This window comes from Variovorax palleresanus, assembly GCF_051144945.1.
GTDB lineage: Bacteria > Pseudomonadota > Gammaproteobacteria > Burkholderiales > Burkholderiaceae_C > Variovorax > Variovorax paradoxus_S.
On record NZ_JBJNVP010000002.1, the window covers coordinates 1,224,385 to 1,247,415 of the forward strand.

At 64.8% G+C, this 23,031-nt stretch carries 22 protein-coding genes; 15 read left to right on the forward strand and 7 right to left on the reverse strand.

Annotation, left to right across the window (positions count from 1 at the left end):
• Positions 1 to 10: 10 nt before the first annotated feature.
• Positions 11 to 1,216, reverse strand: coding sequence for a urate hydroxylase PuuD (locus ACJ7Z0_RS09410; protein ID WP_434789630.1), 1,206 nt, complete (start codon positions 1,214 to 1,216; stop codon positions 11 to 13).
• Between the two features lie 222 nt (positions 1,217 to 1,438).
• Positions 1,439 to 2,245 carry a xanthine dehydrogenase accessory protein XdhC gene (xdhC, locus tag ACJ7Z0_RS09415; RefSeq protein ID WP_434789631.1) on the reverse strand — a complete coding sequence of 269 codons (807 nt, stop codon included), beginning with the start codon at positions 2,243 to 2,245 and terminating at the stop codon, positions 1,439 to 1,441.
• Between the two features lie 43 nt (positions 2,246 to 2,288).
• Here xdhC and ACJ7Z0_RS09420 point away from each other — a divergent pair, with 43 nt between their 5' ends.
• Positions 2,289 to 2,804 (forward strand): hypothetical protein, encoded by a 516-nt coding sequence (locus tag ACJ7Z0_RS09420; protein ID WP_434789632.1) that lies wholly within the window; start codon positions 2,289 to 2,291, stop codon positions 2,802 to 2,804.
• A gap of 2 nt (positions 2,805 to 2,806) precedes the next feature.
• Here ACJ7Z0_RS09420 and uraH read toward each other — a convergent pair whose 3' ends face one another.
• A complete protein-coding gene (gene uraH / locus ACJ7Z0_RS09425; RefSeq protein WP_434789633.1) occupies positions 2,807 to 3,157 on the reverse strand; it encodes a hydroxyisourate hydrolase in 351 nt (116 codons plus the stop codon).
• An 82-nt stretch (positions 3,158 to 3,239) separates the two neighbouring features.
• Between uraH and ACJ7Z0_RS09430 the strand changes: the two genes are divergently transcribed.
• The 6 genes from ACJ7Z0_RS09430 (at position 3,240) to ACJ7Z0_RS09455 (ending at position 9,878) form a co-directional block, all read left to right on the forward strand.
• Positions 3,240 to 3,914: a GntR family transcriptional regulator gene (locus ACJ7Z0_RS09430; RefSeq protein WP_157615081.1), complete on the forward strand. Its 675-nt coding sequence runs from the start codon at positions 3,240 to 3,242 to the stop codon at positions 3,912 to 3,914.
• An 8-nt stretch (positions 3,915 to 3,922) separates the two neighbouring features.
• Positions 3,923 to 4,888, forward strand: coding sequence for an allantoinase PuuE (puuE, locus tag ACJ7Z0_RS09435; protein WP_434789634.1), 966 nt, complete (start codon positions 3,923 to 3,925; stop codon positions 4,886 to 4,888).
• Positions 4,889 to 4,890: 2 nt separating this feature from the next.
• The gene (uraD, locus tag ACJ7Z0_RS09440; protein WP_434789635.1) at positions 4,891 to 6,669 is read left to right on the forward strand and encodes a 2-oxo-4-hydroxy-4-carboxy-5-ureidoimidazoline decarboxylase; all 1,779 of its coding nucleotides are present in this window, start codon (positions 4,891 to 4,893) and stop codon (positions 6,667 to 6,669) included.
• 11 nt (positions 6,670 to 6,680) lie between these two features.
• Complete coding sequence (locus ACJ7Z0_RS09445) at positions 6,681 to 7,907, forward strand: M20 family metallopeptidase (RefSeq protein WP_434789636.1); 1,227 nt, start codon at positions 6,681 to 6,683, stop codon at positions 7,905 to 7,907.
• Positions 7,908 to 7,946: 39 nt separating this feature from the next.
• Positions 7,947 to 8,864: a dihydrodipicolinate synthase family protein gene (locus tag ACJ7Z0_RS09450; RefSeq protein WP_434789637.1), complete on the forward strand. Its 918-nt coding sequence runs from the start codon at positions 7,947 to 7,949 to the stop codon at positions 8,862 to 8,864.
• Between the two features lie 66 nt (positions 8,865 to 8,930).
• Positions 8,931 to 9,878 carry an alpha/beta fold hydrolase gene (locus ACJ7Z0_RS09455; RefSeq protein ID WP_434789638.1) on the forward strand — a complete coding sequence of 316 codons (948 nt, stop codon included), beginning with the start codon at positions 8,931 to 8,933 and terminating at the stop codon, positions 9,876 to 9,878.
• On the opposite strand, the gene ACJ7Z0_RS09460 is transcribed toward ACJ7Z0_RS09455, so the two are convergent.
• Together ACJ7Z0_RS09460 and ACJ7Z0_RS09465 are read right to left on the reverse strand one after the other, a co-directional pair.
• Positions 9,841 to 11,157: an aminotransferase class V-fold PLP-dependent enzyme gene (locus tag ACJ7Z0_RS09460; protein WP_434789639.1), complete on the reverse strand. Its 1,317-nt coding sequence runs from the start codon at positions 11,155 to 11,157 to the stop codon at positions 9,841 to 9,843. The two genes, ACJ7Z0_RS09455 and ACJ7Z0_RS09460, sit on opposite strands and share 38 nt — an antisense overlap.
• Positions 11,158 to 11,159: 2 nt before the next feature.
• Complete coding sequence (locus ACJ7Z0_RS09465) at positions 11,160 to 12,053, reverse strand: amino acid ABC transporter substrate-binding protein (protein WP_431128787.1); 894 nt, start codon at positions 12,051 to 12,053, stop codon at positions 11,160 to 11,162.
• 144 nt (positions 12,054 to 12,197) lie between these two features.
• Here ACJ7Z0_RS09465 and ACJ7Z0_RS09470 point away from each other — a divergent pair, with 144 nt between their 5' ends.
• The 5 genes from ACJ7Z0_RS09470 (at position 12,198) to ACJ7Z0_RS09490 (ending at position 16,963) form a co-directional block, all read left to right on the forward strand.
• Positions 12,198 to 13,118, forward strand: a complete 921-nt coding sequence (locus ACJ7Z0_RS09470; protein ID WP_431132162.1) for a LysR family transcriptional regulator — start codon at positions 12,198 to 12,200, stop codon at positions 13,116 to 13,118.
• Between the two features lie 64 nt (positions 13,119 to 13,182).
• A complete protein-coding gene (locus tag ACJ7Z0_RS09475) occupies positions 13,183 to 13,656 on the forward strand; it encodes an SET domain-containing protein (RefSeq protein ID WP_431128784.1) in 474 nt (157 codons plus the stop codon).
• A gap of 227 nt (positions 13,657 to 13,883) precedes the next feature.
• A complete protein-coding gene (locus ACJ7Z0_RS09480) occupies positions 13,884 to 15,377 on the forward strand; it encodes an NCS1 family nucleobase:cation symporter-1 (protein ID WP_434789640.1) in 1,494 nt (497 codons plus the stop codon).
• A gap of 25 nt (positions 15,378 to 15,402) precedes the next feature.
• Positions 15,403 to 16,143: an aspartate/glutamate racemase family protein gene (locus ACJ7Z0_RS09485; protein ID WP_434789641.1), complete on the forward strand. Its 741-nt coding sequence runs from the start codon at positions 15,403 to 15,405 to the stop codon at positions 16,141 to 16,143.
• A 64-nt stretch (positions 16,144 to 16,207) separates the two neighbouring features.
• A complete protein-coding gene (locus ACJ7Z0_RS09490; protein WP_434789642.1) occupies positions 16,208 to 16,963 on the forward strand; it encodes a GntR family transcriptional regulator in 756 nt (251 codons plus the stop codon).
• A 49-nt stretch (positions 16,964 to 17,012) separates the two neighbouring features.
• Here ACJ7Z0_RS09490 and ACJ7Z0_RS09495 read toward each other — a convergent pair whose 3' ends face one another.
• Positions 17,013 to 17,708, reverse strand: a complete 696-nt coding sequence (locus tag ACJ7Z0_RS09495; RefSeq protein WP_434789643.1) for a TetR/AcrR family transcriptional regulator — start codon at positions 17,706 to 17,708, stop codon at positions 17,013 to 17,015.
• 153 nt (positions 17,709 to 17,861) lie between these two features.
• Between ACJ7Z0_RS09495 and ACJ7Z0_RS09500 the strand changes: the two genes are divergently transcribed.
• From ACJ7Z0_RS09500 to ACJ7Z0_RS09510, 3 genes are all read left to right on the forward strand, one after another.
• Positions 17,862 to 18,911 (forward strand): SDR family oxidoreductase, encoded by a 1,050-nt coding sequence (locus tag ACJ7Z0_RS09500; RefSeq protein ID WP_434789644.1) that lies wholly within the window; start codon positions 17,862 to 17,864, stop codon positions 18,909 to 18,911.
• Positions 18,912 to 18,979: 68 nt separating this feature from the next.
• Positions 18,980 to 20,236 carry an alpha/beta hydrolase family protein gene (locus tag ACJ7Z0_RS09505; RefSeq protein ID WP_434789645.1) on the forward strand — a complete coding sequence of 419 codons (1,257 nt, stop codon included), beginning with the start codon at positions 18,980 to 18,982 and terminating at the stop codon, positions 20,234 to 20,236.
• Between the two features lie 151 nt (positions 20,237 to 20,387).
• Positions 20,388 to 21,884: a nucleobase:cation symporter-2 family protein gene (locus ACJ7Z0_RS09510; RefSeq protein ID WP_434789646.1), complete on the forward strand. Its 1,497-nt coding sequence runs from the start codon at positions 20,388 to 20,390 to the stop codon at positions 21,882 to 21,884.
• Positions 21,885 to 21,891: 7 nt separating this feature from the next.
• Here ACJ7Z0_RS09510 and ACJ7Z0_RS09515 read toward each other — a convergent pair whose 3' ends face one another.
• Complete coding sequence (locus tag ACJ7Z0_RS09515; protein WP_434789647.1) at positions 21,892 to 22,749, reverse strand: aldo/keto reductase; 858 nt, start codon at positions 22,747 to 22,749, stop codon at positions 21,892 to 21,894.
• Positions 22,750 to 23,031: the final 282 nt, after the last annotated feature.

Below are 23,031 nucleotides of genomic sequence, written 5' to 3' on the forward strand. Positions count from 1 at the left end.
ATTCCTGCGTCTAGTTCGTCTTGGCGCCGGCCTGGAACCACCGGCCGATCAGTGCGCGCTCTTCTTCGGTGATGCCGGTCGAGTTGTTCATCGGCATGATCCTGCTCACCACCACCTGCTGGTAGATGGCCTGCGCATGCGCCGCCACCTGGTCGGGCGTGTCGACGCGCACGTTCTTCATCTGCACGGCCGCACCATGGCACATGAAGCAGCGCTGCTCGAGCACCTTCTGCACGTCCTTGAACGCCACCGCCGGTGCGGCCGCCGAGGCGGCGGGCGCGGCCACCGGTCCGGGTTTCATCCAGACGATGGTGAGCCCCAGGACCACGATGCCGATCAGCGCATAGGGCAGCGGGTTGCCCGCGTTGCCGAGCTTGAAGCGGTGCCGCACCACGAAGAACTGACGGATGGCCGCGCCGCCGAGCATGATCAGCAGCAGCACGATCCAGTTGTACTGGTGCGTGTAGGTAAAGCTGTAGTGGTTGCTGAGCATCGCGAACAGCACCGGCAGCGTGAAGTAGGTGTTGTGCACGCTGCGCTGCTTGCCGCGCTGCCCGTGCACCGGATCGACCGACCGGCCTTCGCGCAGGGCCTGCACGTTCTTGCGCTGGCCCGGAATGATCCAGAAGAACACGTTGCCGCTCATCGTCGTGGCCATCATGGCGCCCACCAGCAGAAAGGCCGCGCGGCCCGCGAACCACTGGCAGGCAAGCCAGGTCGCGAACACGATGAAGACGGCGATCAGCACGCCGACGATGGTGTCGCCGTTCTTGCGGCGGCCGAAGATCTGGCAGATGCCGTCGTACACCATCCAGAACACGACGAAGAAAGCCAGCGCCACGCCGATGGCGGCGCCGGGCTGCCAGTCCATCTTGGTCTTGTCGATCAGGTACGTGCTGGCGTTCCACAGGTACGACATGGTGAAGAGCGCAAAGCCCGTGAGCCAGGTGCTGTAGCTCTCCCAATATGACCAGTGCAGGTGGTCCGGCAGCTTCTTGGGCGCCAGCGCGTACTTCTGCATGTTGTAGAAGCCGCCGCCGTGCACGGCCCACTGCTCGCCGCCCACGCCCTTGTCGAGCGATTCGGGGTCCTGCGGCTTTTCGAGACTGTTGTCCAGCATCACGAAGTAGAAGGAGGCGCCGATCCAGGCAATGGCGGTGATGACGTGGACCCAGCGCAGCAGCAGGTTGGCCCAGTCGAGGTAATAGCTTTCCATGTGTGGTGCTCTTTCTCAACCCCGTCGGCGCGTGGGGGCGCCGCCAAGGGGTTTCTTCAGCCTGCTCACCACTGCGGGCGCTGTAAGCAGAGAAAGTGCCGCGAACGCAGGCTCCATGGAATGGGCCTCGCTCCGCTGCGGCTTGTTGTGGACCGAAAGTGTATACAGTTTTGGCAAGGGGCGGAATGCTTTTTTGGGGCGTTGCCGCCGGGAAAACCCTGTTCAGCCCAGGGATTGCAACAACTGTGCCGCCACCGCGACGGCGATCACTTCAGGCTCCTTGCCCGTGATGCCCGGCACGCCGATGGGGCAGGTGATGCGCGCCAGCTCTTCGGGCGTGAAGCCGCGCGCCTCGAGCCGGTGGCTGAACGTGGCCCATTTGGTCTTGCTGCCGATCAGGCCGATGTACGGCAGGTCGTCGTGCGTGCGCAAGCGCTTCAGGCAGGCGATGACGATGTCCAGGTCTTCGGCGTGGCTGAAGCTCATGATCAGCACCCGGCTGCCCGGTGCGAGTGCGGCCACGGCATCCTGTACGGGCTCCGAATGCTCGGTGTCGATCTGCGCCGGCAGGGCATCTGGAAACACGCCGTCGCGGCTGTCGATCCAGCGCACGGTGAACGGCAGGCTGGCCAGAAGCCGCGCCAGCGCCGCGCCCACATGGCCGCCGCCGAACAGCGCCACCGGCTTGAGCTGCGCGACCAATTCGCGCTGCAACGCCGGTGCATCGGCGGACGTGATGCGGCGATAAGAGAGAAACACCACGCCGCCGCAGCACTGGCCCAGGCTCGGGCCGAGCGGATAGCGCCGGATGCCGTCGATGGCGCGCTGGCCGGCAAGCAGCTCGCGCGCTTCCTGCGTGGCCTGGAACTCGAGCTGGCCGCCGCCGATGGTGCCCGTGAGCCCTTCGGCCCACACGGCCATCCAGGTGCCCGCCTCGCGCGGCGCCGAGCCCTGCGTCGATTCGACGCGCACCAGCACCGCGTCTTCCTGCGCGAGACGGGCCACCAGCTGATCGACAAAGCCGTTCATTTCCGATACCTTAGTTTGCACAAGACTCACGTATAACCCGATGATGAAACGTCAGCCTACGCCGCGCCGCCTTGCATGGGCGATAACCGCACTTTCTTCCGCCCTCTGGCTCGCCGGCTGCGGCGGCCCCAAGGCCGTTCCCGGCCAGTTGAGCGAGGTCAAGACCGAACCGGCCGGGCCGGCAGCCATTCTCGGCGCCGTGCCGCGCGCATCGAACGCGGCCACCGCGCGCGAGTACCGCCGCGACGCCGCGCGCCACATCTACGAGGCCAACAAGTCCCGCATCTACAGCGGCCAGCTGCCGCCCATGCTCTATGCCGTCGGCACGCTGCAAGTCCATCTCGATGCCAGCGGCAAGGTGCTGTCGCTGCATTGGATGCGCGCGCCCAAGCACGCGCCCGAGGTCATCGCCGAGATCGAGCGCTTCGTGCTGAAGGCCTCGCCCTTCCCCGCCGCCACACGCCTTGGTGCGGTCACGTGGACCGACACTTGGCTGTGGGACAAGAGCGGGCGTTTCCAGCTCGACACGCTCACCGAAGGCCAGTTGCAAGGCGACTGACCTCAGGAGCCGCGGTAGGTGGAGTAGCTCCACGGACTCACGAGCAGCGGCACGTGGTAATGCTGGTCGGTGTGCGCCACGCCGAAGTCCAGCGACACCTTGTTCAGGAAATTGGGCTCGGGCAGCTTCACGCCGCGCGCCTTGAAATAACCCGCCACGTCGAACACCAGCCGATAGGTGCCGACCTTGAGCGAGTCGTTGTCGTAGAGCGGCCCGTCGCTGCGGCCGTCTGAATTCAGCGTGAAGCGTTTCACCAGCGTGGCGGCGTCGCCCTCGGTGGTGTAAAGCGCCACCTCCATGCCGGCCGCGGGGCCGCCGTGCATCGTGTCGAGTACGTGGGTGCTCAGGCCCATGGGGCGCTCCTTCATCAAAACAAAATCGTGCGGGAAATTCCGGTGGACAAAAGTGTATACAGTTACCGGCTTTGGGTCTATCATGAAAAACATGGAGTCCTCCACCACACGTTCGATCGTCGACGCGCTGACCAAGGCCATCGTCGAGCACCGGCTGCAGCCCGGCACCAAGCTGGCTGAGCAAAAGCTGGCCGACCACTTCGGTGTGTCGCGCACGCTGGTGCGCCAGGCGCTGTTCCAGCTGTCGCAGAACAAGCTCATCCGCCTCGAGCCCGCGCGCGGCGCCTTCGTGGCCGCGCCCGCGGTCGACGAGGCCAGGCAGGTGTTCAAAGTGCGGCGCATGCTCGAGGCCGAGATGACGCGCGAGTTCGTGCGCACCGTCACGCCCGCGAAGATCAAGGCGCTCAAGGAGCATGTGGCGCTCGAAAAATCGGCCGTGTCGGGCGAAGACATCTCGGGCCGCACAGAGCTGCTCGGCGACTTCCACGTGCGCATGGCCGAACTCATGGGCAACCAGGTGCTGGCGCAAATTCTCGGCGAGTTGATCTCGCGCTGCGCCCTCATCACGCTCATGTACCAGAGCACCAGCGCGGCCGAGCACTCCAACGACGAGCACGCCGACATCGTGAAGGCGCTGGCCGCCCGCGACGAAGAGCGCGCCGTGCGCCTCATGACCGAACACCTGGAACACGTCGAGGCCAACCTCACGTTCGACCGCAAGGTTCCGACCAACGACATCTCGCTCGCCTTGTCCTGATCCACGCCATGACCGTCTACGACACCACCCAGCCCTACCCGCGCGACCTCGTCGGCTACGGCCGCAATCCGCCGCACGCCCAATGGCCCGGCGGCGCGCGCATCGCGGTGCAGTTCGTCCTCAACTACGAAGAGGGCGGCGAGAACGCCACGCTGCACGGCGACGCGGGTTCCGAACAATTCCTCTCCGAGATGTTCAACCCGGCCAGCTTTCCGGACCGGCACATCAGCATGGAAGGCATCTACGAATACGGCTCGCGCGCCGGTGTGTGGCGCATCCTGCGCGAGTTCGAAAAGCGCGGCCTGCCGCTCACCGTGTTCGGCGTGGGCATGGCCCTGCAGCGCTACCCTGAGCTGACCGCCGCCTTCAAGGAGCTGGGCCACGAGATCGCCTGCCATGGCTGGCGCTGGATTCATTACCAGAACCTGGACGAAGCCACCGAGCGCGAGCACATGCGCCTGGGCATGGAAGCCATCGAAAGGCTCACCGGCGAACGCGCCCTGGGCTGGTACACCGGCCGCGACAGCCCGCGCACGCGCCGCCTCGTGGCCGACTACGGCGGCTTCGAGTACGACAGCGACTACTACGGCGACGACCTGCCCTTCTGGATGAAGGTGCAGAAGACCGACGGCACGGTGGTGCCCCAGCTCATCGTGCCCTACACGCTCGACTGCAACGACATGCGCTTTGCACTGCCGCAAGGCTATTCGCACGCCGACCCGTTCTTCCAGTACATGAAAGACACCTTCGACGCGCTCTATGCCGAAGGCGATCCGCAAGGCGACAACAGCCCCAAGATGATGAGCATCGGCATGCACTGCCGGCTGCTCGGGCGGCCCGGCCGCATTACCGCGCTGCAGCGCTTTCTCGATCACATCGGCCAGCACGACGGCGTGTGGGTCTGCCGGCGCCTGGACATCGCGCGCCACTGGAAGCAGATGCATCCGTTCGAAGCGGCCACCAAAGGAAGCTGACCATGAGCCTCACCATCGAACAACTGAACGCAGCCGCGCCCGACGAAGCCGTCGCGCTGCTCGACGGCATCTACGAGCACTCGCCCTGGATCGCCCAGCGCGCGCTGGCCGCACGCCCCTTCCGCTCGCTCGCGCACCTCAAGCATGCGTTGGTGCAGGCGCTGGCCGCGTCGTCGGCCAACGAGCAGATCGGCCTGATTCGCGCCCACCCCGAGCTCGCGGGCAAGGCCATGGTCAGCAAGACGCTCACGGCCGAATCGACCAACGAGCAAAGCAAGGCCGGCCTGACCGACTGCACGCCCGAGGAGTTTGCGAAGATCCAGCAACTCAACGCCGACTACAACGCGAAGTTCGGCTTCCCGTTCATCCTCGCGGTGCGCGGCCCGCGCGGCACCGGCCTTTCCAAGCGCGAGATCATCGACACCTTCGAGCGCCGGCTGTTCAACCACCCCGCCTTCGAACTCGGCGAGGCGCTGCGCAACATCCATCGCATTGCCGAGATCCGGCTCGACGACAAGTTCGGTGCCAACGTCTCGCTCGGCAACGACGTGTGGGACTGGCAGGAAGCACTCTCCGTTCACACCGATCCCGGCTATGCCGAAAAGGGCCAGCTCACCGTCACCTACCTGACCGATGCGCACCGCGCCTGCGCCGCGCAGATCTCCGGCCTGATGCGCCAATGCGGCTTCGACTCGGTGCACATCGATGCGGTCGGCAACGTCGTCGGGCGCTACGAGGGCGCCACGCCCGGCGCAAAGGCACTGCTCACCGGCTCCCACTACGACACCGTGCGCAACGGCGGCAAGTACGACGGCCGCCTGGGCATCTTCGTGCCGATGGCCTGCGTGCGCGAGCTCAAGCGCCAAGGCAAGCGCCTGCCCTTCGCTTTCGAGGTGGTGGGTTTTGCCGAAGAAGAAGGCCAGCGCTACAAGGCCACCTTTCTCGGGTCGGGCGCGCTCATCGGCCACTTCGATCCGCGCTGGCTCGACCAGAAGGACGCCGACGGCATCACCATGCGCGAAGCCATGCAGCAAGCGGGCCTGAAGCAGGAAGACATTCCGAAGATCCAGCGCGATCCGGCGCGCTACCTCGGCTTTGTCGAAGTGCACATCGAGCAGGGCCCGGTGCTCACCGAGCTCGACCTGCCGCTGGGCATCGTCACCTCCATCAACGGCAGCGTGCGCTACGTGGGCGAAGTGATCGGCATGGCCAGCCACGCCGGCACCACGCCCATGGACCGCCGCCGCGACGCGGCCGCTGCGGTGGCCGAACTCATTCTGTACACCGAACAGCGGGCGGCGAAGGACGGCGACTCGGTCGGCACCGTAGGCATGCTCGAAGTGCCCAGCGGCTCGATCAACGTGGTGCCGGGCCGCTGCAAGTTCAGCCTCGACCTGCGCGCACCCAACAACGCGCAGCGCGACGCGCTGGCCACCGACGTGGTCGAAGAACTCAAGGCCATCTGCGAGCGCCGCGGCGTGCGCTACGAACTCGAGGAGACCATGCGCGCTGCCGCTGCGCCCAGTGCGCCCGCCTGGCAGCAGCGCTGGGAAAAGGCTGTCGATGCGCTGGGCATTCCGCTCTTCCGCATGCCCAGCGGCGCCGGCCACGATGCGATGAAGCTGCACGAAGTGATGCCGCAGGCCATGCTCTTCGTGCGCGGCATCAACTCGGGCATCAGCCACAACCCGCTCGAAGCGAGTACCAACGACGACATTCAGCTCGCGGTGGAGGCCTTCCGCCACCTGCTGGACAACCTCGCCGCCGAACAAGCTCACTGAAAAGAAAAATCATGACCGACTACGCCAAGCTCGACGCCTGGATCGACGCCCACTTCGACGAAGAAGTGCAGTTTCTGCAGCAGCTGGTGCGCGTGCCCACCGACACGCCGCCCGGCAACAACGCGCCGCATGCCGAGCGCACGGCCGAGCTGCTGAAAGACTTCGGCATGGAAGCCGAGAAGCACGCGGTGCCGGAGCAGGAAGTAAAGGACTACGGCCTCGAATCGATCACCAACCTGATCGTGCGCCGCCAGTATGGGAGCGGTGGCCGAACCGTGGCGCTCAACGCGCACGGCGACGTGGTGCCGCCGGGCGACGGCTGGACGCACGACCCCTACGGCGGCGAAATTGCCGACGGCAGCCTCTACGGCCGCGCCGCCGCCGTGAGCAAGAGCGACTTCGCGAGCTTCACCTTCGCGCTGCGCGCGCTCGAAGCCGCCGCCAGGCCCACCAAGGGCAGCGTCGAGCTGCACTTCACCTACGACGAGGAATTCGGCGGCATCCTCGGCCCGGGCTGGCTGCTCAAGCAGGGCCTGACCAAGCCCGACCTGATGATCGCGGCCGGTTTCAGCTACGAGGTGGTCACGGCCCACAACGGCTGCCTGCAGATGGAAGTCACGGTGCACGGCAAGATGGCGCATGCGGCCATTCCCACCACGGGCGTCGATGCCCTGCAGGGCTCGGTCAAGATTCTCAACGCGCTCTACGCGCAGAACACGCTCTACCAGCAGGTTACGTCGAAGGTCGAAGGCATCACGCACCCGTACCTCAACGTGGGCCGCATCGAAGGCGGCACCAACACCAACGTGGTGCCCGGCAAGGTGGTGTTCAAGCTCGACCGCCGCATGATCCCCGAAGAGAATCCGGTCGAGGTCGAGGCGACGATCCGCAAGGTGATCGCCGATGCCGCGGCCGAAAGCGCCGGCATCACGGTGGAGATCAAGCGCCTGCTGCTCGCCAATTCGATGCAGCCGCTGGCCGGCAACAAGCCGCTGGTCGATGCCATCCAGAAGCACGGCCAGGCGGTGTTCGGCGAACCGATCAAGGCCATGGGCACGCCGCTTTACACCGACGTTCGGCTCTATGGAGAAGCCGGCATTCCTGGCGTGATCTACGGCGCGGGGCCGCGCACCGTGCTCGAGTCGCACGCCAAGCGCAGCGACGAGCGCGTGGTGCTCGAAGACCTGCGCCGCGCCACCAAGGTGATTGCGCGCACGCTGAGCGACCTGCTGGCCTGAGCTTTTATTACGCGGCGGTGCGTCTCCGAAAGCCCGACCTTGAACACCCCCTCCACCGTTCCCTACACCGGCATCTGGCCCGCCCTGCTGACCCCGCTCGACGAGAAGCTCGGCATCGACACCCCCCGCTTCGCCGCACACGCCTTGCGCCTGCTCGACGCCGGCTGCACCGGCGTGACGCCTTTCGGCACGACCGGCGAAGGCCCCTCCTTCAGCGTGAGCGAGCGGATGAACGCACTGGCCGGCCTGGTCGCCCACGGCGTGCCTGCCGGGCGCATCCTGGCCTCTACCAGCTGCGCCGCGCTGCCCGATGCGTTCGCGCTGACCCGGCATGCGGTCGAGCTGGGCGCCTACGGCTGCCTGCTGCTGCCGCCCTTCTTCCTCAAGGGCGTTCCCGACCAGGGAGTGATCGACGCCTACCGATGGATCATCGATGGTGTTGCCGATTCGAGGCTGCGCATCGTGCTGTATCACATCCCTCAAGTGGCAGGCGTCGGGCTGAGCCACCACGTCATCCGCACGCTGAAGACGCTCTACCCGGACACGATCGTGGGCCTCAAGGACAGCAGCTGCAAGCGCGAGGATTCGCTGGCCTACGCCGAGGCGTTCATGCCGCCGATGCAGGTGTGGGTGGGCAACGAGCCGGATCTGCAAACGATGGCCGCGCGCGGCAGCCTCGGCGCGGTGAGCGGCATCGCCAACGTCATGCCGCGCCTCGTGCAGCGCCTGGTTGCGGGCTCCACGCAGCCCGAGGTCGATCAGCAGCGCGTGCTGGACCTGCTCAAGATTCTCGGCGGCTACGGTTTGACGGCCGCCTTCAAGGGCCTGATGGCCATGCTCGACGACGCACCGGGCTGGATGCGGGTGCGGCCGCCGCTGGTGGCGCTGGATGCGGCCGAGTACGACCGGCTCGCGGCGCAGCTGCGCGCCTTCGGCATCGATCGCGACCGCGACTGAGTTTGGCCCTTGCGCTGGGGGCGTCCGACGCGGCGCATCAGTCGTCGCCTACAAAGGCGCGGGGGCATGGACGTGCAGCATGGTTGCATGACCGAACGCAGTTCAACACCCCCCAACGCCACGATCCCGCTGACCGCCGATGCCCAGTCGGTTGCGCATCGCTTCGCCGATGTGGGCGGGATGCAGATCTTCTATCGTGAAGCCGGCCCGCGCGACGCCCCTGTGCTGCTGCTTCCACACGGCTATCCCTGCTCGTCGTTCCAGTACCGCCGGCTCATGCCGGCGCTGGCGGACCAATGGCGCCTCGTGGCGCCGGACTATCCCGGCTTTGGCCTGAGCGACACGCCGTCCGCTGATACTTTCGGCTTCGACTTCGATGCCTATGCGGCCTTTCTCGAAGCCTTCTGCGACAAGCTGAGACTTGATCGGTACGCGCTTTATCTGCACGACTACGGATCGCAGATCGGCTTGCGCCTGGCGATCCGCCGGCCTGAGCGCGTGGCCGCGGTGATCATCCAGAACGGCGACATCTACGAAGACACGCTCGGCCCCAAGTACCGGGCCATTCAAGAATACTGGCGCGATCCATCGGCCAGGCATCGCGCGGTGCTCGAAGAGGCCGTGAGCGAAGACGGCTTTCGCGCCGAGTTCGTCGGCGAGGTTTCCGCCGGACAGGCCACGCAGATTCCGCCCGACTTGTGGAAGCTGCACTGGCCCTTGATGGACACGCCGCCGCGCCGCAAGCTCTCGCTCAAGCTGATGGAGGGGCTGAAGAAGAACCTCGAATGGTTTCCGCGCTACCAGGCCTATCTGCGCGAGCACCAACCGCCGGCGCTCATCGTCTGGGGACCCAACGATGGCTACATGCCCGAGGCCTCCGCCCGCGCTTACCTGCGCGACCTTCCAAAGGCCGAGCTGGTGCTGACGGACGGCGGCCACTGGCTGCTCGAGACGCATCTCGAGCAGGTGGTTCCGGTCATCCGCCGGTTCCTGTCCGCAGGCCCTTCACGCTGACGGCAATCTCCCGCGTCACCTGGAGAAACTTCTCCACGTCGGCGGCCGAGTGGCAGTGCAGTGGCGAAACCCGCACCGTGCCTTCGAGCCCGAAGGAATCGAGCATGCGCTTCGAGTAGATGCTGCTTGCCGCGCGCTCGTACACGGTGACGCCGCGCTTGCCGTACTCGACCACCGCCTGCGTGCAGTCGAGGTGCTCGAAGCCGATGCCGATGATCAGGTCGCGCCTGGTGAGGTCTGGATGATCGAGGAAGACTTTCACGCCTTCGATATTGCGCAGGCCCGTGGCCTTGCCGCTCCCGTCGAGCAGCGCCGCGAGCAGGGCCCGCTCGTGCAGTTCGATGTGCGCAATGCCCGCCTCGAACAGCGCTCGGCGCTCGGTGGCATCCGAAAAATGGCCGCCGAGCCAGCACACGTAGTCGACGATTTCGGTGAGCACGGCAAACTGCCAGGGCGCCGAACTGCCCAGGTCCCAGAAGTCGGGCTTCTTGCCCGCGAGCTTGTGGTGCGGCAGCAGCGCCGCGCGCACCGATACCCATGAGAGTCCCGAGCCACGGCAGCCGAAGAACTTGTAGGGCGCCATGTTGATGCCGTCCACGGGCGTCTTCTGCAGGTCGATCAGGCCGTGCGGCGCATGCTGCACGGCGTCCACCACGATGTAGAGATCGGGCTTGATCTCGCGCGCGCGCCGGACGATCTGTTCCATGTCGAGCTTGGCACCCGAGATGTTCGATGCATAGATCACGTTGAGCAGGCAGGTGTTTTCGTCCACCAGCCGCACGATCTCGTCGGCATCGACGCCGCCGGTCTCGGGGTTGCTCCTTGCCACCCGCAGCTCGCGGCCGGTCTTGCCCGCATAAAGGCTCATGGCGTCGAACGACGAGGGATGCTCGAGCACGGTGGTGACCATGTTCGTGCCCGGCACGTTCTCGGCCACCGCGCGCACCATGTCGAACATCGCGCCCGATGCCGTCAGCGATGCATAGACGCTGCCGCCCCGCGCGTTGAGGATGGTGCGCACGTCGGCCGCGGCCCTGGCCTGGATCTGCTGCAGCTCGACGGCCGTGGCGTGAATGCGCTCCGCGTTGTCGGGAATGGCATCGACCTGCATGAAGCGCTCGGCCGCAGCCTTCAGCCGGAACGAGCCGCCCGCGTTGTCGAAGTAGAGACGCTCACGCCCGTGGTGGTCGTGGTCGACGTGGAGAAAGCGCTCTTTCACCTCGCGCATCAGCGCGTCGGAAAACGCCAGCCCGTTGGCATGGTGTGTAGTTGCCGACATCCTCAAACGCCCTTGTTGTTGGGGTTCTTGTAGACCTCGCGCACGGCGTCGGACATCGGGAAGTTGAGGTTCACGTTGCGCGGCGGAATGGGCGCCATGAACCACTTGGCGTAGAGCTTGTCGATGGCGCCGGACTTCATCATCTCGGTCACGGTCTGGTCGACGATGGCCTTGAACTCGGGGTCGTCCTTGCGCATCATGATGCCGTAGGGTTCTTGCCGCAGCACGTCTTTCAGCAGCTTGTAGTCGGAAGCGTTGGGCTGGTTGGCGATCAGGCCGGCCAGCTGCACGTCGTCGAGCACATAGGCCACGGCGCGGTCGCTCGCGAGCAGCAGGAAGGCGTCGGCCGTGTCCTTGCCCGCAATTTCCTGCACCTCGATGTTCTCGGTCTTGCGGAAGCCGCGCAGCAGCTGCATCGAAGTGCTGCCGGCCACCGTGGCGACGGTCTTGCCCTGCAGGTCGGCGATCGAGTTGATGCCCGAGTTCTTCTTCACCGCGGCGGTGATGTTGGTGACGAAATGGCTCGGCGCAAAGTCGACCTGCTGCTGGCGCTGCACCGTGTTGGTGGTGGTCGCGCAGTCGAGGTCGACCGTGCCGTTCTGCACCAGCGGAATGCGGTTGGTCGAATTGAGCAGCGTGTAGCGCACCTCGATCTTCTGAAGGCCGAGCTTGGCCTTGATGGCATCGACCACCTTCAGGCAGATCTCGTTGGTGAAGCCGATGGGCGCGCTTTCGGCGCCGGTCTTGTAGGAGAACGGAATCTGCGTGTCGCGGCTGCCGATCTGCACCGTGCCGGTTTCCTTGATCTTGCGCAGCGTGGGGCTCTCTTGCGCGGCGGCAGCACCGCAGAGCAGCGCAATGCTGGCGCCGAGCGCGAGGGACTGTTTGAGGTTCATCGAATGTTCCTTTGAGGATGAGGCAAGAAGTACACGGGGGGCAGGACCGGAGCGAATCTTCTGCGCACCTTCAAATTTCTAAAAGCGATTTTTTGTGATCGAATAACATGAATAAAAGGATTCAATACAAGGGCGCGCACCATGATGACCTTCAAGCAGCTCGAAGCCCTGTACTGGATCGCCAAGCTCGGCGGCTTCGCCCAGGCGGCCAACCAGCTTCACACCTCGCAGTCGGCCGTGTCCAAACGGGTGCATGAACTCGAGCTGCTGTTCGACACCGAGCTTTTCGACCGCAGCCAGCGCACCGCGCGCCTGACTGAAAAAGGCGAGGAGATGTTCGTGCTCGCGGCCAGGCTGCTCGAGCAACGCGACGCCGCCGTCGAGCAGTTCGGCAAGCCGGGCGTGGTGGAGCGCCGGCTGCGCATCGGCGTGACCGAACTGACCGCGATGACATGGCTGCCGCGGCTGGTCGGCCTGATCCAGCAGCACTATCCCAAGGTCATTCTCGAACCCGACGTCGACGACAGCCTCCAGTTGCGCGACAAGCTGCTGGCCGACGAGCTCGACCTGGTGATCGTGCCCGACACCTTTGCCGATTCGCGCATGCAGAGCAAGGCCATCGGCCAGGTGAAGAGCGCCTGGATGTGCAAGCCCGGCGTGGTGCCGGCCACCGGCCGCATGCGGCTGCACGAACTCGCGCGGCACCGCATGCTGGTGCAGGGCAAGAACTCCGGCACCGGCCGCGCCTACGACGCCTGGATGAAGGACCAGGGCGTGCAGCCGTCCGACACCATCGTGGTGAGCAACCTCGTGGCGCTGACCGGGCTCACGGTGTCCGGGCTGGGCGTGAGCTACCTTCCGCGCCAGTGCCTGGACCCGCTCGTTTCGGCCGGCATGCTCGCCGTGATCGACGTGGTGCCCGCCCTGCCGGTGGTGCGCTATGTGGCCATGCACAAGGGCGAGCATCGCAGCGCGCTCACCTCGTCCATCGTGATGCTGGCGCAGGAATGCTGCGACTTCACGCGCATGTTCCAGGCCCAGGCCGACGAAGATCCCGACGAATGAGCAAGCGGCTGGTGCACACTTGCCACTCGCCTTGTCTCTCAACCCCCTGCCGCCTCTTTCGCACATGAAACCCCGCAAGCAAACCTCGTCCACGCCCAACATCCGGGTCGCGCCCAGCGGGGTGCACGGGCTCGGTGCATTTGCGGCGCGCGACCTGCCGGCCGAGGCATTCCTCGGCCTCTACGAAGGCCGGCGCTACACGCAGCAGGAGATCGCGGCCAAGTCGTGGAACGACCAGCTCACCTACCTGTTCACGCTCTCCAACCACGAGACGATCGACGGCGCCAAGGGCGGCAACGGCACCCGCCACCTGAACCACGCCTGCGACCCCAACTGCGAGGCGGTCGAGGAATACGACGACGCGGGCGAGCTGATGCTCAAGTTCCAGACCCTCGTGCCGGTGGACGCGGGCGACGAGCTGTTCATCGACTATTCCCTGACCGCGGACGATGGTTCGCCAGCCGAAAATTATCCCTGCCATTGCGGCTCGCCGAACTGCCGCGGGACCATGCTGGCGCCGGTTGACGCGGAGGAATGACCGCCCGCTGATTCGACCGCGGTCGAAGTCGAAGGCGCCATGGCTGCGGGCCATTGGCGCCTTTTTTTGTGTCCTCCGAGCGCCTCAGGGAATGTACGGATATATGAATTGCCGGATGGGCTTGATTGCACACGTTTTTTGTATACAAATAACGCACCCGATACCCGGCGCGGAATTTTGCGTTGGAAAGCGGTCCCTCAACCCACCATTCGCACGAGGAAAGACCCATGAGCACAGTCGTCAGCCAGGCCCCCGCGGGGGCGAGCGAAGCCGGCCACGCGCCGCATGCCGAATCCAACGCGCTGATCAAGCCCGGCTACGACCCGCGGCTGACCAACGAAGACCTGGCCCCGCTCAAGAAGCAGACCTGGGGCCAATACAACATCTTTGCGTTCTGGATGTCCGACGTGCACAGCGTGGGCGGCTACATCACGGCGGGCAGCCTGTTCGCGCTGGGCCTGTCGAGCTGGCAGGTGCTGGTGTCGCTGCTCGTGGGCATCGTCATCGTGCAGTTCTTCTGCAACCTGGTGGCCAAGCCGAGCCAGGTGACGGGCGTGCCCTACCCCGTGGTGTGCCGCGCCTCGTTCGGCGTGCTGGGCGCCAACATCCCGGCCATCATCCGCGGGCTGATCGCAGTCGCCTGGTACGGCGTGCAGACGTATCTCGCATCGGCCGCCTTCATGGTGCTGGCGCTGCACATGTTCCCCAACCTCGCGCCGTATGCCGACGTGGCCCAGCACGGCTTCGCGGGCCTCTCGACGCTGGGCTGGGTGGCGTTCATGATCATGTGGGTGCTGCAGGCCTTCGTGTTCTGGCACGGCATGGAAGCCATCCGCAAGTTCATCGACTGGGCCGGTCCGGCCGTGTACGTGGTGATGGCCGTGCTCTGCGGCTGGCTGGTGTGGAAGGCCGGCTGGAGCAAGATCGACCTGAACCTGGGCGGCATCAAGTTCCAGGGCTGGGACGCGCTGCCGGTGATGCTCTCGGCCATTGCGCTGGTGGTGAGCTATTTCAGCGGCCCGATGCTCAACTTTGGCGACTTCTCGCGCTACGGCAAGAGCTTCGACGCGGTGAAGAAGGGCAACTTCTGGGGCCTGCCGATCAACTTCGTTTTCTTTTCGCTGCTGACGGTGATCACCACGGCCGCCACGCTGCCGGTGTTCGGCGAGTTGATCACCGATCCAGTGCACACCGTGGGCAAGATCGACAGCACCACCGCGGTGGTGCTGGGCGCGCTGACCTTCATGATCGCGACCATCGGCATCAACATCGTCGCCAACTTCGTCTCGCCGGCCTTCGACTTCTCGAACGTGGCGCCGCAGCACATCAGCTGGCGCACGGGCGGCATGATCGCCGCGGTGGGTTCGGTGTTTCTGACGCCGTGGAACCTTTACAACAGCCCCGAGGTCATTCACTACACGCTCGACGTGCTGGGCTCGTTCATCGGCCCGCTGTTCGGCATTCTGATTGCCGACTACTACATTGTGCGCAAGCAGCGCATCGACGTGGACGCGCTCTACACCATGAGCAAGCAGGGCAAGTACTGGTACAGCGGCGGCTACAACCCGAAGGCGATCCAGGCGCTGATCCCCTCCGCGCTGGTGCCGATTCTGTGCGTGATGGTGCCGGCGCTGCGCGGTGGCGCGAACTATGCATGGTTCATCGGCATGGGTCTGGGCTTCGTGCTGTACGTGCTCGTGAACCGCAACAACAAGACTTGAAATACTGAAAGAGAAAGGCCGCGCCGTGCGCATCAAGATCATCAATCCCAACACCACCTGGAGCATGACCGAGAAGATCGGCGCCTGCGCCCGCGCGGTGGCGCACGCCAGCACCGAAATCGTCGCGGTCAGCCCGGCCATGGGCCCGGTCTCCATCGAGAGCCACTACGACGAGGCGCTGGCCGTACCCGGCCTGCTGCAGGAGATTGCGGCCGGCGAGCGCGACGGCTTCGACGGCTACGTGATCGCCTGCTTCGGCGATCCGGGCCTCCAGGCCGCCCGCGAACTGGCGCGCGGCCCGGTGGTGGGCATTGCCGAGGCGGCGATGCACCTGGCCAGCATGCTGGGCAGCCGCTTCAGCGTGGTGACGACGCTGGGCCGCACGATGGGGCAGGCTTGGCACCTGGCCGAGATCTACGGCATGGAGCGCTTCTGCGCCAACGTGCGCGCCTGCGAGTTGCCGGTGCTCGAACTGGAAGAGCCCGGTTCGCGTGCGCGCGAACGCATCGTCGACGAGTGCCGGCGCGCGCTCGAAGAAGACGGCTCCGACTGCATCGTGCTCGGCTGTGCCGGCATGACCGACCTGTGCGAGCACATCGGCGGCCTGCTCGGCGTGCCGGTGATCGACGGCGTGGCCGCGGGCACCAAGCTCGTCGAATCGCTGGTGACGCTGAAGCTTTCGACCAGCAAGCGCGGCGAACTGGCCCACCCGCTGCCCAAGCGCATGACGGGCGCGCTCGAAGGCTTCACCCTGGTCGGCCCATAAGAAGAACAAGAACAAGAAGAATGGCACGGGCGTGCCGGCAATCCCGCTGAGCCACAATCCCGACATGCCCCGCGCCAGCTCCAAATCTCCCGTCTCCCCTGCCACCGCCGCTCCTGCCGACAACGGCGCGGCTGCCGCCGACAAGGGCAGCTCCATCGAAAGCATTGCGCAGGACATTGCCACCGCCATCGTCGAAAAGCGCCTGCCGCCCGGCACCTGGCTGCGCGAGGAAGCGCTGGGCCGCGTCTATTCGGTGAGCCGCACCAAGATCCGCGCGGCCTTGCTCATGCTGTCGAAGGACAAGCTCATCGAGATGATTCCCGACAAGGGCGCGTTCGTCTGCCAGCCGACGGTGCAGGAGGCGCGCGAGGTGTTCGCGGTGCGCCGCATCCTCGAAAGCGAAGTGGTGCGCCTGTTCATCGCCAATGCACGGCCGCGCGACTACCAGGTGCTGGAGCAGCACATCCGCTTCGAGCGCACCGCACTGCGCCAGACCACCACCACGGGCACCGTGCGCGAGAAGGTGCTGGGCGATTTTCACGTGGCGCTGGCCGAGGCCACGGGCAACAAGACGCTGGCCGAGCTGGTGCGCGAGCTGGTGGCGCGCAGCTCGCTGATCGCCATGCTCTACCACTCGTCGAACGACCCGCACTGCTCGTCGGACGAGCACTCCGATTTCCTGCGCATCTGCCGCAAGGGCGACGTGGAAGGCGCCGTGGCCTGCATGACCGAGCACCTGGAGCGCATCGAGGCCAGCCTGGAGCTCGGCACCGAGAAGCCCGACCGCCAGCTCGACCTGGTGAAGGCCCTGCTCGCCTGAAAAAGGTCTGCAAAGCGGCCCCAAGGGGCCCCGGGGAGCCTGGGGCGATTCAGTGCCTGGCTTTCGGAGAGTGCTTCCTTGGCTTGCGCGCAGGAGAGCCAGCCGGTGCGACAGCGGCCGTTCCCAGGCGTTCCGCACCTGCGATCAGTCCGTGCAGGAACACCATGATCAGCCGTCCCGAGGGATCCGAACGAGTGGTCGTCCTCTGCAATGCCAGCCCATGCGACAGTGCCATGAAGGCAGCGGCCAGTTCGTCCGGTGCGGCAGAAGGCGTGCGCCCGAGCTTGTTGAACAACTGGCCGATCACGGCGCCAATCTCGGACCGGTGCTTGTCCCACACCTTCTGGTACTCCGCAGCGAACGTTTGACTGCGGTTGGCATGCAGCTGCAGCTCGATGGAAAGCATGCACCAATCGGCATCGTGATTGAGCGTGGAAGCCCAGGCTTCCAGTTCGGCAAGCATCTGCTCGGGCTTTTGCCGCTCGTTGCCCATGACCTTGGAAAGCTGCGCCGCTTCCCCTTCCATATGCCGTCGCAGCAGCTCCAGCAGGACGTCTTCCTTGCTTGAAAAGTTCGAATAGAAGGCGCCTTGGGAGTAGCCCGCCTTGTCCGCAATGTCGCGGATCGACGCACCTCCATACCCGTTCGACACAAACAAGTGCTGCGCGGTTTCGATCAGACGCTCGCGAGTCTGCGCCCGGCTTTCCTCGCGGGTCAGGCGCCTTCCTGCTGTCGTTGGGCTCATGCCTCAAAAGATATCACATGAACTTTGGATATCGACTGGCGGGCACCTGCGTCCGGGGGCCAAGGCCGGAAACCAAAGGTTCAAATATCACTTGATATTTCAAAATGGCGACGGTACATTCAAAACTCGTTTGATTTTTGAAATTCAATTGATATGGAAAAAACCAAGGCCTTGAGGTCCGCGTTTGTCACCGGCGCTACCGGCCTTCTCGGCAACAACCTTGTGCGCGAGCTGGTCGCGCGAGGCGTCTCCGTCAAGGCCCTTGTTCGCTCGAAGGCCAAGGGCCAGCAACAGTTTGCAGGGGTGAAAGGCGTCGAGTTGGTGTTGGGCGACATGGCGGACGTACGCGCTTTCTCCAACGCACTGCGTGGATGCGACGTGGTGTTCCACACCGCTGCGTTCTTTCGGGACAACTTCAAGGGCGGCAGCCATTGGGAAGAACTCAAGCGCATCAATGTGGACGGCACGCAGCAGCTCATCGAGCGGGCATACGACGCCGGCATCCGGCGCTTCGTTCAGACCTCATCCATTGCGGTGCTGAACGGCGAGCCGGGCATGCCCATCGACGAGACCTGTCTGCGTGACCTGGCAGATGCCGACGACGACTACTACCGAAGCAAGATATTGGCCGATCAGGTCGTATCGGCCTTTCTTGCGGCGCACCAGGACATGCACGCGAGCTTTGTCTTGCCAGGATGGATGTGGGGGCCGGCTGATATCGGCCCCACCTCGTCAGGACAATTCGTCAATGACGTGGTGCTTGGAAAACTACCTGGGCTGCTGCCTGGCAGCTTTTCCGTGGTCGATGCCCGCGACGTGGCGAGGGCGCAAATTTCGGCCGCAGAGGACGGACAGCGCGGCGAACGCTACCTGGCTGCCGGCCGCCACATGACGATGCAGGAATTGGTGCCCTTGGTAGGGAAGATCGCGGGCATCAAGACGCCGACACGCAATTTGCCCTTTCCGCTCTTGTATCTCTTGGCGGCGGTACAGGAACTCTACGCGCGGATCAGCGGCAAGCCCATCTTGCTCAGCCTGGCCACTGTGCGGCTGATGCGCAAGGAGGCGGGGCGCAGCCACTTCAACCACACGAAGAGCGAGCAAAAACTTCAGCTGAAGTTTCGTCCGATTGAGCAAACCGTTGCCGATACGGTCGCCTGGTATCGCGGCAATGGCTGGCTGCCAAGTGCGTCGACCCGATAGCGCCAAGCAGACCGCTTCTTCGCCCCGGCAACGGGCGTGAGCCACCAAACCCAACCAAAGGAAAGACCGTGACGAACAGATTGATTTTGAAACTCTTGACGGCCTTCGGCGCTGTTTTTCTTGTCGCGGCAGCGCCGCGCGAATCCGCAGCACAGGGGGTTCCTTCGGCCAGGGCCGCGGACAGCATGGCCGAGTTCTGCAGAAAAGGACAGGCAGAGTACCCGGGAGGCATCGCTCGCATGCATCCTTCGTTCAAATTCAACATCTGCTGGTGGCTCGAGGATGCCGGAATCGAAGCGAGCACGTTCGACGAAATCGTTGCAACGCTGCCAGAACACGCCGGGCCGTCGCAGCCGGTCTGGCAAGCGACTTTCAGCAAGCCCGCTCAGGCGCATCTGGAACGAGCCCGCGCGGCCGAAGAGCGCGGTCGCAACACGGCCGCATCGGCCGAATACAAGAAGGCCGCCTTCTATCTGCGGATGAACCGGCTCCCCAAGCGTGTCCCGGTCGCGGATTTGCAGGCGACCGAACGAGCCCACGCGGTGCTGGGGAAGCCGCTCCAACGGATCACGTTCAAGACCGGAGAGAAAGAATTCATCGGCTACTTCCGGGCGCCGTCGACACGACGCAGCGGCAACGAAAAGCTGCCGGTCCTGGTGATTCTCGGCGGCCTCGACAACCTGAAGACGGAGATGATCCGGCATAGCGACTATTTCGTCGGTCGCGGGTTCGCCACCCTCATTGTCGAAAATCCGGACACTGGGGAGAACCAGCTTGGATTCCGTCCGGAGTCCTCCGTGATGTTTGACGCCGTTGCCCACTACATCAAGACCCGCAGCGACCTGGACCCAGACCGAGTGGCCATCTACGGCTGGAGTATGGGAGGCTATCTGGGAACGCTTGGCGGGCTGAGGAACGACTTCTACAAAGCGATCGTGAACATAGGCGGACCTAGCGATTCGAGCTTTGGGCAAGCGCATTGCCAGATTGCTCCCGCATGGATCGTCGCGCCCTACACCGTGTTTGCGAACATGAATCCGCAGACGACACCCCGTCAAGCGATGTGCGAATACTACGAAGCATTCCAACTCTCACGTCAACTGAAGATGCCTACTGCGGTGCAGTTGCGCAAACCCATTCTTATGGTGAACGGCGCTCGCGAAGACCTCGTCTCCAGAGATGAACCCGCATCTCTTTTGGCTCTTGGCTTCAACGTGACGCAACTGGTAATTGGAGATGATGGCCACACGGCGGAATCGAACATGCGAGAGCACTTCGAGTTCACCGCGAACTGGCTCATACGGCGGCTGAAAATGGAAAATTGATCTGACAGCTGGAAGGCACCGCGGCGATGCGGGTTTTCCTGCATCCAGTTTGCGACATAAATTGTATACAGTTTGGCGTACACACACTGTGGACGCCTCGGACAACCGCGCCGTCCACGCACGTTCCCCTTGCCGCGCCAGGAGACACACGATGACGGCCGAGACCTCTTCCCCTGTTCAGACAGTCCATCCGGTGGACCAGCGCCTGCCTTCGGGCAAGCTTGCGGCCCTCGGCCTGCAGCATGTGCTGGTGATGTATGCGGGCGCCGTGGCGGTGCCGCTGATCGTCGGCCGCGCGCTCAAGCTCTCGCCCGACGAGGTGGCGCTGCTGATCTCGGCCGACCTGTTCTGCTGCGGCATTGCCACGCTGATCCAGGCGCTGGGCGCCACGCAGTGGTTCGGCATCAAGCTGCCGGTGATGATGGGCGTGACCTTCGCCTCGGTCGCACCCATGGTGGCCATCGCCAACGCCAACCCCGGGCAGAACGGCGCGCAGCTGCTGTTCGGCGCCATCATCGGCGCGGGCGTGGTGTCGATACTGATCGCGCCGCTGGTGAGCCGCATGCTGCGCTTCTTCCCGCCGGTAGTCACGGGCACCATCATCGCGGTGATCGGCATCAGCCTGATGCGCGTGGGCATCAACTGGATCTTCGGCAACCCTGTGGGCCCGACGGCGCCGGCGCTGGTCGATCCGGTCTACGCCAAGTGGCTGGCCGAGGTGACCTCGCCGGGCAGCTCGATTCCCGCGGTGCCCAAGGGCTTTGCCATCATGCCCACGGTGCCCAACCCCAAGTACGCAGACCTCTCGGGTTTCGGCGTGGCGGCGCTGGTGCTCGTATCCATCTTGCTGATCGTCAAGTACGCGAAGGGCTTCATCGCCAACATCTCGGTGCTGCTGGGCATCGTGATCGGCGCGGTGGTGGCCTCGGCCACGGGCCTCATGACCTACGAGAAGGTCGGCAAGGCGGCCTGGGTGGACGTGGTGCTGCCCTTCCACTTCGGCATGCCGCAGTTCGACCCGATCCTGATCTTGACGATGACGCTCATCATGATCGTGGTGATGATCGAATCGACCGGCATGTTTCTCGCGCTCGGCGAGATGACCGACCGCAAGATTGGCCAGAAGGCCCTGGCGCGCGGGCTGCGCACCGACGGCCTGGGCACGCTGATCGGCGGCATCTTCAACACCTTTCCGTACACCAGCTTTTCGCAGAACGTGGGCCTGGTGGCCGTCACGGGCATCAAGAGCCGCTATGTCTGCGTGGCCGGCGGCGTGATCCTGGTCGTGCTCGGCCTGCTGCCCAAGATGGCCGCGCTGATCGAGTCGCTGCCCACCGTGGTGCTCGGCGGCGCGGGCCTGGTGATGTTCGGCATGGTGGCCGCCACGGGCATCCGCATTCTTTCGGGCGTGGACTTCAAGGGCAACCGGCACAACGCGATGATCGTCGCGGTGTCGATCGGCATCGGCATGATTCCGCTCATCGCACCCAACTTCAAGCAGTGGATGCCGCATGCGATTCACTCGCTGGTCGAGTCGGGCATTCTGCTGGCGTCGATCAGCGCGGTGCTGCTCAACCTGTTCCTCAACGGTGCGAAGCACGACAAAGAGGCCGTGATCGCCGCGGCCAAGCAGGCCGAAGCCCACTGAGCTGTTGCTAGATCATCGCCAGCGGCCCCTTGCGCCGCGGCGGTGGATGCAGCCGGTCCAGGTCCGCCAGGGTCGCTGCATCGAGCTTCAGCTCCGCGGCCGTCAGGTTCTCCTTCAGGTGCGCGCTGCGCACCGCCTTCGGGATCGCCGCCACGCCGGGCCGGGCGATCACCGCGGCCAGTGCCAGCTGCGCGGCCGTCACGCCAAGCCGTTCGGCCAGTTCAGCCAGCCCATCATCTTCAGCCAGCGCACCCTGGTCGATCGGGCTGTAGGCCATCAGCGGCATGCCGCGTTCGCGCTGCCACGGCAGCAGGCTGAACTCCGGGCCGCGCTCACCCAGCGACAGGTACACCTGGTTCGCCGCGCACCCAGGGCCGTCGCCGATGGCCTGCACCAGTTCTTCCATGTCGTCGGTGTCGAAGTTGCTCACACCCCAGCGAGCGATGCGCCCGTCGGCCACCAGCGAATGCATCGCCCCAACCGTCTCGCGCAGCGGATGGCTGCCGCGCCAGTGCAGCAGGTACAAGTCGATCGTCTCGATCCCGAGTCGCTTCAAGCTGCGCTCGCAAGCCTCGGGCGTGCCGCGCCGGCTGGCGTTGTGCGGATAGACCTTGCTGACGATGAAGAGCTCATCGCGCCGCACGTCACCTGCGCGCAAGGCTTCGCCGATGGCCTGGCCCAGGACGGTTTCGGCGCCACCCTCGCCGTACATCTCGGCGGTGTCGATGAGCCGGTATCCGAGCACGATGGCCTCGCGCACCGCCTTCACTTCGGCCGCGCGATGGCCGGCGTTTTCGCCCATGCGCCAGGTGCCGAGACCGAGAACCGGCATCTCGCCGCCGGTGGGGAGTTGGAGTGTTCGCATCGGGCCATGGTACGGGGGACACATGAACCGGTTGCGAGAGCCGGCAGGCAGATGGCCGTAGATGCCTCGAGCCTTCTAATTATTTGAAGTCAAAGTCAATTTCATGACAGGGAATTTTTGATCTCTCCAGTGAAGGCATTCCGCGTGGCCTTCTTATTTTGTCAAGGCAATCTGGGTGCCAACCCCCTCTTCTGGCCTGGTTCTCGCTTCTAGAATTTTTCGAAAGCAGCCCGCGTCACGAGCGCTGGCGCACCGAACGAAACGAACTTGGAACAGGTTGAG

Coding starts and splice junctions, on each gene's coding strand:
- ACJ7Z0_RS09410 (WP_434789630.1), bottom strand. CDS start 1,216: ATGGAAAGCTATTACCTCGACTGGGCCAACCTGCTGCTGCGCTGGGTC.
- xdhC (WP_434789631.1), bottom strand. CDS start 2,245: ATGAACGGCTTTGTCGATCAGCTGGTGGCCCGTCTCGCGCAGGAAGAC.
- ACJ7Z0_RS09420 (WP_434789632.1), top strand. CDS start 2,289: ATGAAACGTCAGCCTACGCCGCGCCGCCTTGCATGGGCGATAACCGCA.
- uraH (WP_434789633.1), bottom strand. CDS start 3,157: ATGGGCCTGAGCACCCACGTACTCGACACGATGCACGGCGGCCCCGCG.
- ACJ7Z0_RS09430 (WP_157615081.1), top strand. CDS start 3,240: ATGAAAAACATGGAGTCCTCCACCACACGTTCGATCGTCGACGCGCTG.
- puuE (WP_434789634.1), top strand. CDS start 3,923: ATGACCGTCTACGACACCACCCAGCCCTACCCGCGCGACCTCGTCGGC.
- uraD (WP_434789635.1), top strand. CDS start 4,891: ATGAGCCTCACCATCGAACAACTGAACGCAGCCGCGCCCGACGAAGCC.
- ACJ7Z0_RS09445 (WP_434789636.1), top strand. CDS start 6,681: ATGACCGACTACGCCAAGCTCGACGCCTGGATCGACGCCCACTTCGAC.
- ACJ7Z0_RS09455 (WP_434789638.1), top strand. CDS start 8,931: ATGGACGTGCAGCATGGTTGCATGACCGAACGCAGTTCAACACCCCCC.
- ACJ7Z0_RS09460 (WP_434789639.1), bottom strand. CDS start 11,157: ATGTCGGCAACTACACACCATGCCAACGGGCTGGCGTTTTCCGACGCG.
- ACJ7Z0_RS09465 (WP_431128787.1), bottom strand. CDS start 12,053: ATGAACCTCAAACAGTCCCTCGCGCTCGGCGCCAGCATTGCGCTGCTC.
- ACJ7Z0_RS09470 (WP_431132162.1), top strand. CDS start 12,198: ATGACCTTCAAGCAGCTCGAAGCCCTGTACTGGATCGCCAAGCTCGGC.
- ACJ7Z0_RS09475 (WP_431128784.1), top strand. CDS start 13,183: ATGAAACCCCGCAAGCAAACCTCGTCCACGCCCAACATCCGGGTCGCG.
- ACJ7Z0_RS09480 (WP_434789640.1), top strand. CDS start 13,884: ATGAGCACAGTCGTCAGCCAGGCCCCCGCGGGGGCGAGCGAAGCCGGC.
- ACJ7Z0_RS09490 (WP_434789642.1), top strand. CDS start 16,208: ATGCCCCGCGCCAGCTCCAAATCTCCCGTCTCCCCTGCCACCGCCGCT.
- ACJ7Z0_RS09495 (WP_434789643.1), bottom strand. CDS start 17,708: ATGAGCCCAACGACAGCAGGAAGGCGCCTGACCCGCGAGGAAAGCCGG.
- ACJ7Z0_RS09500 (WP_434789644.1), top strand. CDS start 17,862: ATGGAAAAAACCAAGGCCTTGAGGTCCGCGTTTGTCACCGGCGCTACC.
- ACJ7Z0_RS09510 (WP_434789646.1), top strand. CDS start 20,388: ATGACGGCCGAGACCTCTTCCCCTGTTCAGACAGTCCATCCGGTGGAC.
- ACJ7Z0_RS09515 (WP_434789647.1), bottom strand. CDS start 22,749: ATGCGAACACTCCAACTCCCCACCGGCGGCGAGATGCCGGTTCTCGGT.